Source organism: Sphingosinicella flava (assembly GCF_016025255.1).
GTDB lineage: Bacteria > Pseudomonadota > Alphaproteobacteria > Sphingomonadales > Sphingomonadaceae > Allosphingosinicella > Allosphingosinicella flava.
In genome coordinates this window covers 1,471,278-1,486,975 of the sequence record NZ_CP065592.1, presented here as the reverse complement: position 1 = coordinate 1,486,975, position 15,698 = coordinate 1,471,278, and the positions used below count along the sequence as shown (strand labels likewise).

15 protein-coding genes and 1 tRNA gene are annotated in these 15,698 nt (G+C 67.2%); 6 read left to right on the top strand and 10 right to left on the bottom strand.

Annotated elements, in window-relative coordinates; genetic code table 11:
• Positions 1-142: 142 nt before the first annotated feature.
• Entirely contained in the window at positions 143-1,198 is a 1,056-nt protein-coding gene (locus IC614_RS07745; protein WP_226372601.1) for a DUF2171 domain-containing protein, read from the bottom strand.
• A 225-nt stretch (positions 1,199-1,423) separates the two neighbouring features.
• Here IC614_RS07745 and IC614_RS07740 point away from each other — a divergent pair.
• Positions 1,424-1,499 (top strand) — tRNA-Ala (locus IC614_RS07740).
• A 12-nt stretch (positions 1,500-1,511) separates the two neighbouring features.
• On the opposite strand, the gene IC614_RS07735 is transcribed toward IC614_RS07740, so the two are convergent.
• From IC614_RS07735 to IC614_RS07720, 4 genes are all read right to left on the bottom strand, one after another.
• Positions 1,512-2,891 carry a sensor histidine kinase gene (locus IC614_RS07735; RefSeq protein WP_200970782.1) on the bottom strand — a complete coding sequence of 460 codons (1,380 nt, stop codon included), beginning with the start codon at positions 2,889-2,891 and terminating at the stop codon, positions 1,512-1,514.
• Positions 2,888-3,628: a response regulator gene (locus IC614_RS07730; protein WP_200970781.1), complete on the bottom strand. Its 741-nt coding sequence runs from the start codon at positions 3,626-3,628 to the stop codon at positions 2,888-2,890. Before IC614_RS07730 ends, IC614_RS07735 begins: the two co-directional genes overlap by 4 nt.
• Before the next feature lie 141 nt (positions 3,629-3,769).
• Positions 3,770-4,288 (bottom strand): EF-hand domain-containing protein, encoded by a 519-nt coding sequence (locus IC614_RS07725; protein ID WP_200970780.1) that lies wholly within the window; start codon positions 4,286-4,288, stop codon positions 3,770-3,772.
• A 116-nt stretch (positions 4,289-4,404) separates the two neighbouring features.
• Entirely contained in the window at positions 4,405-6,882 is a 2,478-nt protein-coding gene (locus tag IC614_RS07720) for a TonB-dependent receptor (RefSeq protein ID WP_200970779.1), read from the bottom strand.
• A 153-nt stretch (positions 6,883-7,035) separates the two neighbouring features.
• Here IC614_RS07720 and IC614_RS07715 point away from each other — a divergent pair, with 153 nt between their 5' ends.
• Positions 7,036-7,797 carry an NUDIX hydrolase gene (locus tag IC614_RS07715; RefSeq protein WP_200970778.1) on the top strand — a complete coding sequence of 254 codons (762 nt, stop codon included), beginning with the start codon at positions 7,036-7,038 and terminating at the stop codon, positions 7,795-7,797.
• 17 nt (positions 7,798-7,814) lie between these two features.
• Positions 7,815-8,534, top strand: coding sequence for an extensin-like domain-containing protein (locus IC614_RS07710; RefSeq protein WP_200970777.1), 720 nt, complete (start codon positions 7,815-7,817; stop codon positions 8,532-8,534).
• A 169-nt stretch (positions 8,535-8,703) separates the two neighbouring features.
• On the opposite strand, the gene IC614_RS07705 is transcribed toward IC614_RS07710, so the two are convergent.
• A complete protein-coding gene (locus IC614_RS07705) occupies positions 8,704-8,973 on the bottom strand; it encodes an SWIB/MDM2 domain-containing protein (protein WP_200970776.1) in 270 nt (89 codons plus the stop codon).
• A gap of 98 nt (positions 8,974-9,071) precedes the next feature.
• Positions 9,072-9,887 carry an LD-carboxypeptidase gene (locus IC614_RS07700; RefSeq protein WP_200970775.1) on the bottom strand — a complete coding sequence of 272 codons (816 nt, stop codon included), beginning with the start codon at positions 9,885-9,887 and terminating at the stop codon, positions 9,072-9,074.
• A gap of 49 nt (positions 9,888-9,936) precedes the next feature.
• On the opposite strand from IC614_RS07700, the gene IC614_RS07695 reads away from it, so the two are divergent.
• From IC614_RS07695 to IC614_RS07685, 3 genes are all read left to right on the top strand, one after another.
• Entirely contained in the window at positions 9,937-11,334 is a 1,398-nt protein-coding gene (locus IC614_RS07695) for a UDP-N-acetylmuramate--L-alanine ligase (RefSeq protein ID WP_200970774.1), read from the top strand.
• Between the two features lie 8 nt (positions 11,335-11,342).
• The gene (locus IC614_RS07690; protein WP_200970773.1) at positions 11,343-12,281 is read left to right on the top strand and encodes a methyltransferase; all 939 of its coding nucleotides are present in this window, start codon (positions 11,343-11,345) and stop codon (positions 12,279-12,281) included.
• Between the two features lie 128 nt (positions 12,282-12,409).
• Positions 12,410-12,838 carry a hypothetical protein gene (locus tag IC614_RS07685; protein WP_200970772.1) on the top strand — a complete coding sequence of 143 codons (429 nt, stop codon included), beginning with the start codon at positions 12,410-12,412 and terminating at the stop codon, positions 12,836-12,838.
• A 45-nt stretch (positions 12,839-12,883) separates the two neighbouring features.
• Here the strand turns inward: IC614_RS07685 and IC614_RS07680 are convergent, their stop codons facing one another.
• From IC614_RS07680 to IC614_RS07670, 3 genes are read right to left on the bottom strand one after another with little or no spacing between them, the layout of a single operon-like run.
• Complete coding sequence (locus IC614_RS07680; RefSeq protein WP_200970771.1) at positions 12,884-14,077, bottom strand: 8-amino-7-oxononanoate synthase family protein; 1,194 nt, start codon at positions 14,075-14,077, stop codon at positions 12,884-12,886.
• Positions 14,078-14,116: 39 nt separating this feature from the next.
• Positions 14,117-14,641 (bottom strand): MaoC family dehydratase, encoded by a 525-nt coding sequence (locus IC614_RS07675; RefSeq protein WP_200970770.1) that lies wholly within the window; start codon positions 14,639-14,641, stop codon positions 14,117-14,119.
• Positions 14,638-15,498, bottom strand: a complete 861-nt coding sequence (locus IC614_RS07670; RefSeq protein WP_207791101.1) for an HpcH/HpaI aldolase/citrate lyase family protein — start codon at positions 15,496-15,498, stop codon at positions 14,638-14,640. Before IC614_RS07670 ends, IC614_RS07675 begins: the two co-directional genes overlap by 4 nt.
• Positions 15,499-15,698: the final 200 nt, after the last annotated feature.

The window sequence follows — 15,698 nt, the reverse complement described above, 5'->3', positions numbered from 1 at the left end:
ACCCCCACCCAACCCTCCCCCATCAAGGGGGAGGGCTTAGAAAAAAGGGGAGGGCTTAGAAAAGCCCGACCGGTGCGTGCGCGCCGGCCGGGCCATTGGCCGCCCCGGGCTCGTGAACCGGGGCGGTGCTTGATGGATGGAACTAGTAAGTGCCCGAAAAGCTCCGGTTGAGGGCATGGGGGCCTTCGCTGCCCGAATCCTCGCGTTCGAAGAGGGCGCGGCTGCGTTCTTCGTCCTGCCAGGCGCGCTTGGCTTCGTCGGCGCTTTTCGACACCGTCACCTTGTCCTCGACACTCTCGATCCAGCTGCACGGGATCGAATGGTGATGGCCGCCCGCATCCTTGTCGCCCTTCGTCAGGATGATGCGGTCGCCGCGCACCTTGTCGACGGTGCCGATATGCTGGCCGTCATTGCCGACGACTTCCATATGCTCGGTCACCTTGCTCAGCGACTGGCGCTGGCCCTGGCGCTTGGACCGCCAATTGCCGAATTCCTGTTCGAACCGCGACTGATGCTCGCGCCGATAGTCTTCATAGTCGCGGTCGAGCTCGCTGATCTGGCGGTTGCGCCATTCCGAATAATGGGGGTCGTGAAGATCCTGCCCGCGCATGGCATATTCGCGGGCCGAGCTGCGATAGCCGGTGCTCGACGCGCCGTAATAGCCGCCGCCCGCGCCATAGGGAGCGGACATCGGATGGGCGCCATGGGTGCCGGTGCTGCCGGCGTCGACGCGGTCGAAGCGCCGTCCGCCAAATTCGCTGCCGCCATAGCCCGATCCGCCCCAGGTGTCGGCGGCGCCGGAGGAACCGGCCGAGCCCGAGGAGCCGTAGCCCCGGCCATAGCCGCCCGGGCCGTCCTCAAAGCTGCTGTAGCCGCCGCCGCTGGACCGCTCGCCGCCATAGCCGCCGGAGCGTTCATTGCCCCAGCCGCCGCTGCGCTCACCGCGCCAGCCCCGGTCTTCCCGATTGTCGCGGCTCCAGCCGCCTTGACCCTGCTCGCGATCCCGGCGCTGGCGGTCCATGTCGCGGCCGCGATCGCCTTCGTCATCGCCGAACCAGGAGCGGACCTGCTCGCCCGCACGCTCGAAGAAACCGCGATCGCCGCCACCGCCCTGATGGTCGCGGCCGCGCTCGCGCCAGCGGTCGTCGCGGTCCTGCCAGCGATTGCCGGACCGGTCGTCGTCACGATAATTTGCCATCGGCTTGTCTCCTCTTCCACAGATGAACGGGCGCCCGAAGGCGCGGCGGGATCGCCCCGCGAAACATGGATTGAGAAACGAAGGGAAAATGCCGCCGTTCCGGGGGTGAAGCCGGTCCGTTGCGCCATGGCGGCGAAACGATTTCATGCCGATCCTAGGGTGGGAAAGGCCGATTGCATCCGGCCCCCACGCCCGCTAAAGGAAGCGCCTTCGCCGATGAGGCGCGGGGCCGTAGCTCAGATGGGAGAGCGCTGCAATCGCACTGCAGAGGTCAGGGGTTCGATTCCCCTCGGCTCCACCAAATCCCGATCGATCAGGTAACAGGCAGCGCGATGGTCGCGGTGAGCCCTCCCGTGCCGCGGTTGGCGAGGCGGAGGGTGCCGCCATGGGCTTCGGCCGCCGCGCGGGCGATGGCGAGGCCGAGGCCGGTGCCGCCGGTCTCGCGGCTGCGCGAGGCTTCGACCCGGTAGAAAGGTTCGAGGACGCGGCCGATTTCTTCCGGCGGAAGGCCGGGGCCGGTGTCGGAGACGGCGATCTCGATCGTCTCGGGGGTTTCCCGGAGCGCGACCTCGGCGCTGCCGCCATATTTGACCGCATTGTCGATAAGGTTGCGGACGGCGCGGCGGAGGAGGGTGGGGCGGACCGCGGCGACCCTCCGGGGCGCGGGCTCGAAGCGGACGGGACGACCAAGCTCGGCCTGCTCCTCGACGAGGGTATCGAGGAGGGCGGCGAGATCCACTTGCCGCGCTTCCTCGCGCGCGCGGCCGGAGCGGGCGAGGACGAGAATGTCCTCCAGCATCTCGGTCATCTCCGCGATGGTCGCGGCCACCCGCGCGCGCTCCTCCTCCGGCTCCATGCTTTCGGCGCGGATGCGGAGCGAGGCGAGCGGGGTGCGGAGATCGTGGCCGATGGCGCCGAGCATGCGGTCCTTCTCGTCCAATAGGCCGGTGACGCGCGCGCTCATCGCGTTGAAGGCGTGGATGGCGTGGCGCAGATCGGCGGGGCCGCGCGGCGCGACGTGGACGGGATCGCCCTTGCCCTCGAACCGTTCGGCGGCGCTGGTGAGCTCGCGCAAGGGGCGGGCGAGGCGGCGGGCGATGAGCAGGGTGGCGCCGAGGACGAACAGGTAGAGGAGGAGGGTGGAGGCGATGAGGCGGAGGCTCAGCCACGGGTCGCGGCGCGGGGTCATCAGGCGGCCGTTCAGCCAGCGCCCGTCCGCGAGGCGGGCCGACAGGATCAGCAATTGGCCGTCCGCAACCTGGCGGTGGATGCTCTGCATCTCGCGCTCGGCCCTCTCCCGATCCCGCCCGGCCATTCCAATGAAGGTGATCGAGAGCGGGGCCTGCATCGCGCGCACGTCCCGCGCGCCGATTCCGGCGGCGGCGAGCGCCTGACGAAGGCGGCTTTCCGTGCCGGCCCGGCGCTCCGCCCCCGCGGGAACCAGCGGCTTGGCGGTGACCGAAAAACGGGCGAAATGATGCGGGCCCCGCATTCCCGTGCGCCGCGCGACCGCATCGGGATCGGCGGCGGCGGACACGAAGCGGGTGATGGCGGGCGTTTCGCTCTGGGCGAGGCTGAGCTTCTCCCGCTCGTTCAAGAGCAGGGCGAAATTGACGAGCTGGGCGAGAAGGAGGGCGATGCCGATCAGCACCGCCATCTGGCCGGCGAGGCTCTTGGGAAGGAAGCGGCTCACAGGCGGCGCACCTCGGCGGCGAGCGTGTAGCCGCCGCCCCAGACGGTCTTGATGAGGGCGGGTTCCTTCGGGTCGGGCTCGACCTTGCGGCGGAGGCGGCTCACCTGATTGTCGATCGAGCGGTCGAAGGCGTCGGCCTCGCGCCCTTGCGTCATGTCGAGCAACTGGTCGCGGTTGAGCACCTGGCGGGGATGGGTGACGAGGGCGAGGAGGAGGTTATATTCGCCGGTCGAGAGCGGGACGGCGACATTGTCCTTGTCGACCAGCATGCGCTCACCCGCGCGCAACACCCAGGGGCCAAAGGCGTAGCTTTGCGTTTCCGGCGCCTCCTGACGGACGCCGGCCGTGTTGGCGCGGCGCAGGATCGTCTTGATGCGGGCGACCAGTTCGCGCGGGTTGAACGGCTTCACGACATAATCGTCGGCGCCCATTTCGAGGCCGACGATCTTGTCGGTATCCTCGGCCCTAGCGGTGAGGAGGATGACGGGCAATTGGCTCGTCGCGCGGATGAAGCGGCTGAGGCTCAAGCCATCCTCGCCCGGCATCATGATGTCGAGGATGATGAGATCGATGCCGCCCGCCGCGAGGATCGTGCGGGCCGCGGCCGCAGTGTCGGCCCCCGTGACGCGGAAGCCGTTCTTCTCGAGATATTCGGACAGCGGCTCGCGGATCGAGCGTTCGTCGTCGACGATCAGGAGGTGCGGCGGCTTGTCGGTCAAGGCTGCGTTCGTCCCCATCTTTGTGTTCCGGCGAAAGCCGGAACCCAGTCCTTCCGCCGGTGTCGCTGGGTTCCGGCTTTCGCCGGAACCCATGTGACGCAAATCGACCGGAAATGCGAGTGTGGGCCGGTCTCCAAGCCCGCTCCTTTATCAGCCAGCTTATTGCTTCTGCTGGCGCTCGGCGTGGCGGGCGGCCATTGCCTGCTGCCGTTCGGCCTGGGTCACGACGCCGTTCCTGTCGGCATCCTGGCGGTCGAACCACCCGAGCGCCTTGGCCTTCATGTCGGCGACGCTGACCGTCCGGGTCGCCATCGCGCCGCGCATGCCCATGCCGTGGCGCATGCCGTGCCCGCCGAAATGGCCGCGCTTGCCGTGACGGCCTTCGCGCGCCTCGCCGCGCTTTTCGCGGGCGGCCTGGAATTCGGCCTTGCTGAGCTGGCCGTTCTTGTCGGTGTCGAGCCGTTCGAAACGCCCATCGATCCGCTGCCGGCGCAGCGCCTGGCGCTCGCCGGGCGTGATCTGGCCGTCGCGATCGGCGTCGAGCTTCGCGGCGCGGGCGTCGATCGCCACCGCCACGTCGGCACGCTTCACATCGCCGCCATGGGGCGCGGGCTGGGCGACGGCGAGGCCGCCGGTGAGGAGGGCGGCGGTGGCCGCAGAGAGGATGATCTTCTTCATGGCTGATCCTTCTGTTTCCCGGCGGCTACCCGCCTTGTCGTCCTTATGCCTTTCAAATGTCGCGATTTTATCCCGGAACAGGCGAAAGAGTGTCGCAAAGTGTCGCAAAGCCCCTTTTAAAAGAAGAGCTTGCGCAGCCTCACGCGCACCGTGCGGCCGAGCGGATCGAGCAGGTCCGGCTGATAATTGACCGGCGTCGCCCCGGTGCGGTCGCGCACCCGCAGGCGGGAGTCGAAGAGATTGTCGACGTCCAGCGACACGCGCGCGCCGTGCAGGAACGGCCACTTGCTCGACAAGGCGCTCTGCATGCCGAGATCGGCGAAGAAGCGCAGGCCGACGGTGGTCGAATCGGAGAAGAACAGGTCTTCGGCCGCGCCCGGCGCCGTGCGATCGGCGAGAACGCGGGTTCCCGCCTGCCAGTCGAGGTTGAGCCGGGCGCCGAGCCCGTTCTTGAACACGCCCGCGCGGGCCTCGATCGCGTGGCGGGGCTGGCCGCCCCGGCTGCCGGTCGCCGATCCATCCAAAAGGTCGAGAACGGGCACGCCGTCGCGGATCTCGATTTCATCCTTGAACCGCCAGGTGTGATAGACGGACAATTGCAGGCGGCTTTCCGGGGCGCCGCCCATTGCGGAATGATTGAAGCCGCCCATCCCGCCGCCCATCGGGCCACGGCCGCCGCCCGGCATTCCGCCCATCATTCTGTCGCCGCCAGGCCCGCCGCGCGGGGGCTCGCCGCCGCCGGAACCCGCCGGGCCGCCTTGGCCGGGGCGCGCTCCCGGCCCGCCATGGCGAGGCGCCTCCGCCCCCGCTTTTTTCTTGAGCGGCCGGGTGAAGTTGAACCCCCAGCGCAGTTCCTGCTTGTCCGAACGGGCGAAATTGACCGGGCGGCTGTCGATCTGGAGCAGGCGCCCGTTGGCGTCCCGGGTGAAGCGATCGGGAAAAGCGGCCTCGATCTCCGGCGTCGCGGTCGGGAAGGAGGCGATGGGGTTGCGAATGCGCGTGTCGATGAAATCGGCCGACAGGCTGAGGTCGGTTTCCTTGAGCGGCCTGATGTTGAGGCCCAATTTCATCACCCGGCGGCTGTCGGCGAGGAGGGCGGGATTGCCGCCGTCGAGACGGGAAATATCGACCGTCTCCCCGGTCGTGAAATCGAATACCCGGACATTGGGGGTGAGCACGGACGGGTCGCCAAGCTGCTGGATGGACGGCGCGCCATCCTCCTGCGTCACCGACGCGATCAGGCGCAGGTTCTCGACCGGCGACCAGTTGATGCCGCCGCCGATCGTCCAGAGCGCGCCGAAATCGGACAGGTTGTCGTGGGCCAGGTTCACATTGGCCGACAGATTGCCAAGGCCCGCCAGCATGTCGTCGCGGCGGCTGGCGATGGGCAGGTCGATATTCGCCTGAAGATTCGCCTGGGTCCGGGACAGGTCCGTATCCTGAAACGTGCCGCCGCGCTGCGCCTGGCTCGACAATTGCCGGGTTTGCGCACCCCCTTTCAACGTCGTCGACACCTCGCCCGCCGGCAGGCGGAAGAGCGTGCCGCTGGCGACGAGATCGAGTTCGGCCACTTCGGTATTGGACGTCGCGCGGTCGCGCAGGCTCGCGCTGCGATCGGTCAGCGTCGTGCTTTCGATATGATCGTAATTGCCCTTGGCCGACCAGGACCAGCCCGGAAATTGACCGTTGAGCACGAAGCCGCCATGTCCGGTCCAGCCCTCTGACGTTCTCATCAGCGCGCCGGACCCGGTCTCGGGCAGGCCGAGGAGGCTTTCGCTGCCCGTGCGTTCGATGCTGCCGTTGAGCGTCGCGCCGATCGTGCCGAGCGGGCGGGCCACCGTGGCGCCGAGCGACATCGCTTCGTCCGCCGGAAGGAGGGTGCGGTACCGCGCGGCATCGGCGGGTTCGTCGTCGCGCACGATCACATCGCGCTCGCTTTCGAGCAGCTTCGACTTGCGGTCATATTCGGCATCGACGATGAGGCGCGTTTCGCCGCGCACGCGCAGCAGGTTGACGTCGAGCTCGGTTTCGCTGCGTCCCCCCGCGGTCGGAAAACCGCCCCCCACTTGCGTCGTGATGCCGCGAAAACGCTCGCGCAGGACGAGGTTCACGACGCGCTGGTCGGCGCGGAAGCCGTATTTGAGAGCCACCTCCTCGGGCAGGATGTCGACCCGCTCGATCGCTTCGGGCGGGAGGTTGTGAATTTCCATGAAGCTGGATGGGCGCTGGCCGTTGAGAAGCACGATCGGGCGCCCGCCGCCCCGGCCCCGCCCGCTGGAGACTTGCGGCGCGATCGAGTCGAGAAGTTGCGTGATGGTTCCCGCGCCATAGGCCCGGATATCACTCGAATTGAGGGAGATTTCGGGCGGGATGTCGCCGATCACCGATCCGCGCAGACGGGTTCCGGTGACGATGATGCTCGTTCCATCGCCATTGGCTTGCACCGCTTTATCGGCAGCGGAGGGAGCGGAAGGGGTCGCATTGGCATTGGCGGGTGCCGGCGCCGCCCCGTGCTGGTGGTGATGCTGCTGAGCTGCCGTCTGCGCCAGGGCCGGAGGCGCGCCCAGTGCGGCGGTGAGAGCGATAAGGGACACGGCACAATGTTTCACGGGCACGATGCTTTCCAATGATGAACTGCGGCCCCGCTAGACAGAAAATGTAACAGGAATATCCCAGCCGGTACCCAAGCGGGAAATGGCGGCGGCCTTCCCTTCCGCCCGCCGCCGCTTCCGCTTAAGGGTGCCGGGATGACCGACCTGCCCGATCCGATCCCGGCCGCGACCCTGATCCTGATGAAGGAAGTGGCAGAGGGGCCGCCGCATGTCCTGTTCATGGAGCGGGCGGCGACCATGGCTTTCGCGGCGGGGGCTTTGGTTTTCCCCGGCGGCCGGGTGGAAGGGGACGACCATCTGCTCGCGCAGCGGTTCGGCGAAGGGCGGGACCATGCCGCCGCGCGGATCGCTGCCTTGCGCGAAACCCTGGAGGAAACCGGGGTGGCGGTGGGGCTGCGCGGCCCGGCGGGCACGCCGGATAAGAATGCGGAAGTGCGCGAGGCGCTGCAAGGCGGGGCCTTGCTGTCGCAGGCGATGGAGCGGTTCGGCTTGGCGCTCGATCTCGACGCCTTGACGCCATTCGCGCGCTGGTGCCCGAATTTCAAGGAGACGCGGCGCTTCGACACGCTCTTCTTCCTCGCCCAGGCGCCGGAGGGCGCCGAGGCGGCGAGCGCCGACCGCAACGAGGCGGTGCGGGCCTTCTGGGCCCCTGCGCAAAAGGTGCTCGACGATGCCGACGGGGGCCGGGCGCATATCATCTTTCCGACCCGGCGCAATCTGGAGCGGCTCGCGCGCTTCGCCTCGCTTGTGGAGGCGCGCGCCGATGCCAGGCGCCATGCGGTGCAAAAGGTGACGCCGTGGATCGAGGAGCGGGACGGGCGGCCGTTCCTCTGCATTCCGGACGATATCGGCTATCCGGTCACCGCCGAACCGCTGGAGACGGCGCGGCGGGGATAGCCGCGCGCCCCTCCGCCATGCGCGCCGTCCGCTTCATCCGAACCCTGCTGGTCCTGACGGTCATCGCTTATGGCGGCGTGCTTCTCTACGGCTACATGCGGGCGCATCCGCAGGATCTGCCCTGGATCCCGCTCGACCTGACCCAGCCGGTCGGTGCCTTTACCGGGCGCAAGCTGGCGGGCATCGATGCGAAGGGTTGCCGGGCTCTGCTCGATCAGGCCGGCGTGCGGTTCGCGGCGCAGCCGCCGCGCGGCAGCGGCCAGTGCGTTTTTCGGGGCGGCGTCGCGCTCCGTAGCGGGCGGGCGCTGGAAATCGACTATGCGCCGCGCGGCCTTGCCACCAGCTGCCCGGTCGCCGCGGCGCTGGCTTTGTGGGAATGGCATGTCGTCCAGCCCGCGGCGCTCAAGCATTTCGGAAAGAAGGTCGCGCGGATCGATCATCTGGGAAGCTATAATTGCCGCCGCATCTACGGCCAAAGCGAGGGCGCGTGGAGCGAGCACGCCACCGCCAATGCGGTCGATGTCGCGGGCTTCAGGCTGGAAGGGGGGCAGCGCATTTCGGTGCTGAACGATTGGGACGGCACGCCCGCCGAACGGGCCTTCCTGCGCGACGTGCGCAGCGGCGCTTGCGACCTTTTCGCGACGGTCCTCTCGCCCGATTACAATGCGGCGCATCGCGATCACCTGCATCTCGACCAGGCGGCGCGCGGCGAGATGGGCTGGCGCGGCTGCCGGTAGGGCCGGAATCTCCCTTCGCGTCATACCCGCGAAGGCGGGAATCCAGAGGAACTCCGCCCGTCCCCTGATCGCCTGGGCTCCCGCCTTCGCGGGAGTGACGGAAGGAAGATAAGAAAAGGCCCGGAAACTTGCGCTTCCGGGCCCTTATCTATCTGGTTTCGCCTGAACCTTATTTCAGGTGGTTCGACAGGTGCTTGTTCATTTCGAACATGGTCACCTTGTCCTTGCCGCCGAAGATCGGCTTCAGCTTGGCGTCGGCCAGAATCTCGCGCTTGTTGGCCGGATTCTGGAGGTTGTTCTTCTTGATATAGTCCCACATCTTGGAGACGACGCCAGCGCGGGTCAGATCGCTGCCCGTGCCGGTGATCGCGGCCAGATCGGCCGACGGCGTAACCGGACGCTGAAGAGCGTTGTTACCCGAATTATTCCCTTTTGCCATGTAAGCCCTCCTAATGAACGCCCCTTGGTAGAGCGCAAACACGGCTTCTTTGCAATGGGGATCGTGAGGGTTTCGCGCCAAATTGATGCCAACCGGCATCAGGCGGTGCCGAATGGCACCACCTTGTTGTCCGCGTCGTGACCGATATCGGCACGGCCGAGGAAGGGTATGCCCGCACGCGCGCACCAATGGCGGACGACCTCTTCCTCGCTTTCGCCGAAATCCGGATCGTTGTCCGGAACCTCGCTGCACCGGCCGAGGCGAATGCCCGCGACGGCGCGAATGCCGGGATTGGCGGTGATGTGGAACATCGAACGGTCGGTGCGATAGGTATATTCGGACACGTCCTCCAGCATCAGCAGGTGACCGGATAGGTCGGGCTGGAGCGGCGTGCCGAGCAATTGGCTGAGCACGGTGATGTTGAAGGCCGCGCGGGGCGTGCCGGGCACGGCGTGCGGCTCGATCCCCTCCCGGTCCCCGGCGAGCCAGCCGAGCGCGCGGCGGATCGCGGCCTCCCCGCCCGCGCGGCGAATGTCGCCGGGCATCGGCCCGTGGGCGACGCGTTCGAAACCGGCGGCGTAAAGCCCGGCGAGGAGATAGCCCGCGTCGCTATAGCCGAGATAGGCCTTGGTCCGCGCGGGCGCCTCCAGCCGCGCCAGCACATCCTCCGCGATCCGGCAGGCGCCGTAGCCGCCGCGCGCGACCCAGAGCGCGTCGTAAGCGGGATCGTTGGCGACTTCGACGAAGGCGTCGGCGCGCGCCGCGTCCGGGCCCGCGAAATGATTGTGGACCAGGAAACATTGCGGATGGAAATGAAGGGTGAGGCCGGGCTGGCATTCCGCCGCGATCGCGATCACCCTGTCCGCCACCTCCCGAGTCACCGGCGTGCCGGGCGCCACGATTCCGATCCGCATCCTCGTCTCCGCATTTGTATTCGTGCCGGGCCTTCAATAGGGCTGTGGCATGACTCGCGCCAATTCCTATTTCTTCTGCGGCATCGGGGGCAGCGGGATGCTGCCGCTCGCCACCATCCTGCGCGCGCAGGGCCATGCGGTGGCGGGATCGGACCGCTCGCTCGACCAGGGGCGGCTGGGCGGCAAGTTCGCCTTCCTCGAAGCGCAAGGCATCGGCCTCTATCCCCAGGACGGGAGCGGCGTCACGAGCGCGGACCAGATCCTCGTCACCTCCGCCGCCATCGAGGAGACAGTGCCGGACGTCGCCGCCGCCCGCGCGGTCGGCGCGCGGCGGATGACGCGGCCGCAGCTTCTGGCGCAATTGTTCAACGCGGCGGAAACCGGCATCGCGGTCGGCGGCACGAGCGGCAAATCGACCGTCACCGGCATGATCGGCTGGATCCTCCATGCGTTGGGCCGCGATCCGACCGTGATGAACGGCGCGGTGATGAAAAATTTCGCGCAGGGCGACACGCCGTTCGCGAGCGCGCTGACCGGATCGGGCGATGTGTTCGTCAGCGAGGTGGACGAAAGCGACGGGTCGATCGCGCTCTACCGCCCGGCCGTGGCGGTGCTGAACAACATCACGCTCGACCACAAATCGATGGACGAATTGCGCGGCCTGTTCCTCGATTTCGTGCTGAAGGCTGATCGCGCTGTCCTCAATCGCGACGACCCGGAAACCGCGATGATCGCGGCCTCCATCCCCGACGGGCGGGTCAAGACCTACAGCCTGTCCGAAGCCGGGGCAGACCTCCACGCCGCCAATATCCGGGAAGGGCGTTTCGCCATCTCCTTCGACGCGACGCTGACCGATACGCGCGAGACGGTGCATGTCGCGCTGCAGGTGCCGGGGCGGCACAATGCGTCGAACGCCTTGGCCGCGATGCTCGCCGTCCACGCCGCTGGGGTGCCGCTGGCCGAAGCGGCGCACGCGCTGGCGGGCTTTCAAGGGCTGAAGCGCCGCTTCGAGCAAGTGGGCGAGAAGAACGGAATCGGGGTGATCGACGATTTCGGGCACAATCCCGACAAGATCGCCGCGACGCTCGCGACCCTCCACGCTTTTCCGGGCAGGCTGCTCCTCTTCTTCCAGCCGCATGGTTATGGGCCGCTGAAGGTGATGGGCGACGCGCTGATCGACACGTTCGCGAGCCGCATGACGGCCGAGGACCGGCTGATCCTCACCGATCCCGTCTATTTCGGCGGGACCGTCGACCGTAGCGTCGGCAGCGCGGACATCGTGGCCGGGATCGCCGCGCGCGGCGCCCGCGCCGAGCATGTGCCGGACCGCGAGGCGGCGGGCGACCGCATCGCCGCGCTGGCCCGGCCCGGCGACCGCATAGTTGTGATGGGCGCGCGGGACGACACCCTCTCCGCTTTCGCGGCGGGCTTGCTCGACAGGCTGTAGATCCGGGGATGCGCGCGCTCGATTGCGGTCAACTGGCACTGCTCCGGCTGCTGGAAGGGTTGCGGGCCGGCGGTTACCGGTTCGTTACCGTCACGCCGGACAGCCACAGGCGCATCCTCGCCCGGGAGCCGGGACGGCTGGCGCGCGACCTTCGCGACATTTTCGGGTGGAACCTGCCTTTCCGCCCCGCGAGCCTGGATCAGGCTCTTCTGGGCCATCTTCGCGAGGCGAACGCCCTGGACGAGGCGGGCGAGGGCCTTCTCAAAAGCCGCGTGCGCGTCTCGAGCCTCGACGAACTCCTCTTTCTCCATTCCGCTTATCCGACCGAGGCGGAGGATTCGGTCTTTTTCGGTCCGGACAGCTACCGGTTCGCGGCCTTTCTTCAGGCGGAATTGAAGGGCAGGGCCGCACCGCGCCGGATCGTCGACATCGGCGCCGGATCGGGCGTCGGCGGCATCGTCGCGGCGCGCGCGCTGGGCCTGGCCGCGCCGGTCCTGACCGATATCAACCCGGCCGCGCTTCGCCTCGCCGCCGTCAATGCCTGCTTCGCGGAAGTGGACGTCGTGAGCGTCGAAGGAAGCGGCCTCGACGGGGTCGGCATGCCTTTTGACCTCGCCATCGCCAATCCGCCCTTCATCGCCGACGGCCAGAGCCGCGCCTATCGCGACGGCGGCGACATGCACGGCGCGGGGCTGTCCCTCGATTGGACCGTGGAAGCGGCGCGGCGGGTTGAGCGAGGCGGGCATGTCCTTCTCTATACCGGCAGCGCGATCGTCTCCGGGCGCGACAGGCTGCGGGACGCGCTCGAAGAGGCGCTTCCGCCGCTTCAATGCACGCTGCGTTACCGCGAGATCGACCCCGACATATTCGGGGAGGAATTGAGCCTCCCCGCTTATGCCGGAGTGGATCGGATCGCGGCGGTCGGGGCGGTGATCGAAAAAGCGTGACCGGCAGTGTTCGTCGGCGCAATACCGGCATTTCGTCGACCGCGGGATGCGGCCTGGCGCATATTCCGTTACTCTGTCATCCCACTGAAAAAATCGGGAAAGCAAGGGCCTTGGCCGTGGGGGTGAAAGTGAAAAAGCGTTTCAGGATAGCGTCTCTCGCGGTCATGGCGGCGATGCTGGGCGCCTGCGCGTCGAGCCCCAAGTCGATCGACGCTGCTTATGTCTCGCCCGGCACCTACAAGGATTATGCCTGCGATGACATTCTGGTCGAGCGCGCCGCGATCGAGCAGCGCGCCGACGCGCTGTACGGATCGCTGAAGAAACGCGCCACCGCCGACAAGGCGAAGATGGCAGCGGGCGCCGTACTGTTCCTCCCCGCCTTGCTGTTCCTCAAAGGGGACGGGATGAAGGCCCAGGAATTCGCCGAGCTGAAGGGCCGCTACAAGGCATTGTCCTTCGAATCCGAACGCAAGCAATGCGGCCTCGACTTCCTCGACATCGACAAGCGCCGCCCCAGCCTCAAGGAAGCGCGCAAGGCGGCCGCCGACGATATCTGAAGGGAACAGGGATCACCGCCCGAATAAGGCGGTGATCCTTTATTCTTACGCCGCGACGAACTCGCTGATCGCGCTGCAGAGATTTTCGAGGTCGCTTTCGTCAAGATCGGCGCGGCCCATGACGCGCAGGCCCGCCTTGCCCTGCGCGACGATCGGGAAGAAGACCGCCGAGGTGTAGAAGCCGCGTTCGAACACCTTGGCCGATACCTCGATGGCGCGCGACGGTTCTCCTAAGGGAATGACCCGGACGGGGAGGCCGTTGCCGGCATTTTCGGTCGGGATGATCGTGTCGAAATAGCGCATGATCGATCCGAGCCGGGCTTGCAGCGTGTCAAGTTCGTCGGTGAGGTGGATCTCGGCCGAAGCGCGGATGGCGCCGAGGCCCGCCGCATTCACCATCTGCGACCAGCCGAGCGGCCCGCCGAAATATTCGAGCAATTTCCGGTGCTCCGGATCGCCGAGCAGGATGACGCCGCCGGTCGCGCCGAACGCCTTGCCGAGCGAGGCGACGATGATCGTCCGCTTCGAGAGTGTGTCCATCTGCGAACGGGCGAGGCCGACGCCGCGCTTGCCGACCGCCGAAATGGAATGGCTGTCGTCGAGATAGAGGAACAGGCCGTATTTTTCCTGAAGCGCCAGCAATTCCTTGACCGGCGCGGCGCCGCCCATCGAATAGGCGCCGTCCGCGACATAGGCGACAACCGGGTGCGTCTTGCACATCTCCTCGATGAAACCGACGTCGTTATGGGCGCCGGTGACGACCTGCGTCTCGTCGCCGCACGCCGCCTTCAGCGCGTTCATCGAGAAGTGGCAATTCTTGTCGAAGATCATGAATGGCTTCACGCCGTCCGTCATGTGACCCGACGCGAGGATCGGCAGCACGCCCGCCGACGCCGCCGCGCAGGAAATGGCGAGCACCGCTTCGGCCCCGAACACTTCGGACATCAGGGCTTCGACCTCGTCGGCCATGGCGGGCGCGACGCGGGTGCGGGAGATGGAGGTGCTCATCATTCCTTCCTCCCGGATCGCGCGGATCGCGCCTTCGATCAGCTTAGGGTGGCGATTGAGGCCGAGATAGGAGCAGGAGACCATGTTGATGAACTGGTGCCCGCCCGGCGTCTCCAGCCGGTTGCCGATCGAGCGCGCGGTCTTGACGTGGGCGAGGCCGTGCTGCGCGGCCTCCGTCCAGCTCGCCATGCCAACGTCGATCATCTTCTTGATATTGCCGAAATGTCCCATGATTTCCCCCTGTGATTATGATGTCGTTGATGGAGCCTGTCAGGCAGCGGCGCGTGCTTCCGCGCCGCGCAGCGGCACCAGGAAGCTGCGTTCCCAGACCAGCACCTCGGTGCCGTCCGCCTTCAGTCCCCTCGTCTCCATGGTGACGATGCCCTGGCCGGGGCGCGAGCCGGACTCGCGCTTCTCCAGCACCTTGGATTCCGCGTAGAGCGTGTCGCCGACGAAGACCGGCGCGACCAGCCTGACGTTGCGCCAGCCGAGATTGGCGATGGCGCGTGCACTGGTCGAGGCGAGGCTCAGCCCGCCGACGATGGAGAAGGTGACGAGGCTGGAGACGAGCGGCTGGCCGAATTCGGTCTCCGCCGCATAGGCATGGTCGATGTGCAGCGGATGCTGGTTCATGTTGATCAGCGACTGCCAGATATTGTCGACCTCGGTCACCGTCCGGCCCGGGCGATGCTCGTACACGTCGCCGATGGTGAAATCCTCATAATGAAGGCCGTGGGATTCGCGGTAGCGCTGCGGCCCGATCGCTTCGAGGCGGCTGAGGCATTTGTCGGTCACAGCGTGCCTCCTTCCTCGCACGGCGGGGCGGCTGCGGACGGCCCCGCGGCCAGGATGCGCGAGGCATGCTTGGCGAAGGGCGGACCGACCATCGCGCTGCCGATCCGCGCGATGCCGCCATGATCGCCCCTCCTCAGCGCATCCAGCACCATCGCGGCGCGCTCCATCTCCGCTTCCGTCGGCGTGAAGATGGCGTTGATGAGCGGGATCTGGCCCGGATGAATGGCGATCTTGCCCGAATAGCCGAGCGACTTGGCGTCGTTCAGCTCATGCTTCAGCAGGTCCGGATCGTCGATGCGGAAGCAAGGCGAGTCGATCGCCGTTATGCCGAGCCGCCGCGCGGTGAAGGCGATCTCGCTCTTCGCATAAGTGAGGTTTGCGCCGTCAAGCGCGATGCCGAGGTCGGTCGCGAAATCCGCCGATCCGAAGACGAGGCCCGCCAGGCCTTCCGGCTTTTGATTGAGGTGCCGCAAGTCCCACAGGCTGGCGACGGATTCGACGATGGCGAAGATCGGAATGGCCTGCTGCACTTCGGCGAGCAGGGCGTGAAGGAATTCCACGTCGCCCGGCAAGCGCGCCTTGGGGAGAAGGATGGAATCGATCGATCCGGCCCGTTCGAGGAGGGCGAGGACGTCCTTCAACCCCTCCTCGGTCCGCACGCCGTTGATCCGCACCGCGACCTTTACCGGCTGCGGCTCGCCGAGCAGACGGACCAGTTCCCGCCGCGCTTCTTCCTTCTGATGGATGGGGACCGAATCCTCGAGATCGTACAAAACGGCATCGGCGCCCCGGTCCGACGCTTTTTCCGACAGACCGGCCTTCAGCGCGGACGCGCATAACCAGCTTTTCACCCTCATATCACCCCCTAATTTTCGGTGCGCGATCCCATTTCCGCGATCCTGGCGGGTTGACCCGCTTCTTTGGCCGGTGTGGACGTTTCTGCCGTCAAAAGCCGTACCGGCGACAATCGCGGCGCGCATGGCCGGGCGGGCGGCCAAAGGCCGCTTTCCGCGCATCATTTCATGACTTTGTTGGAACGCCCGCGGCGCTATGGCAT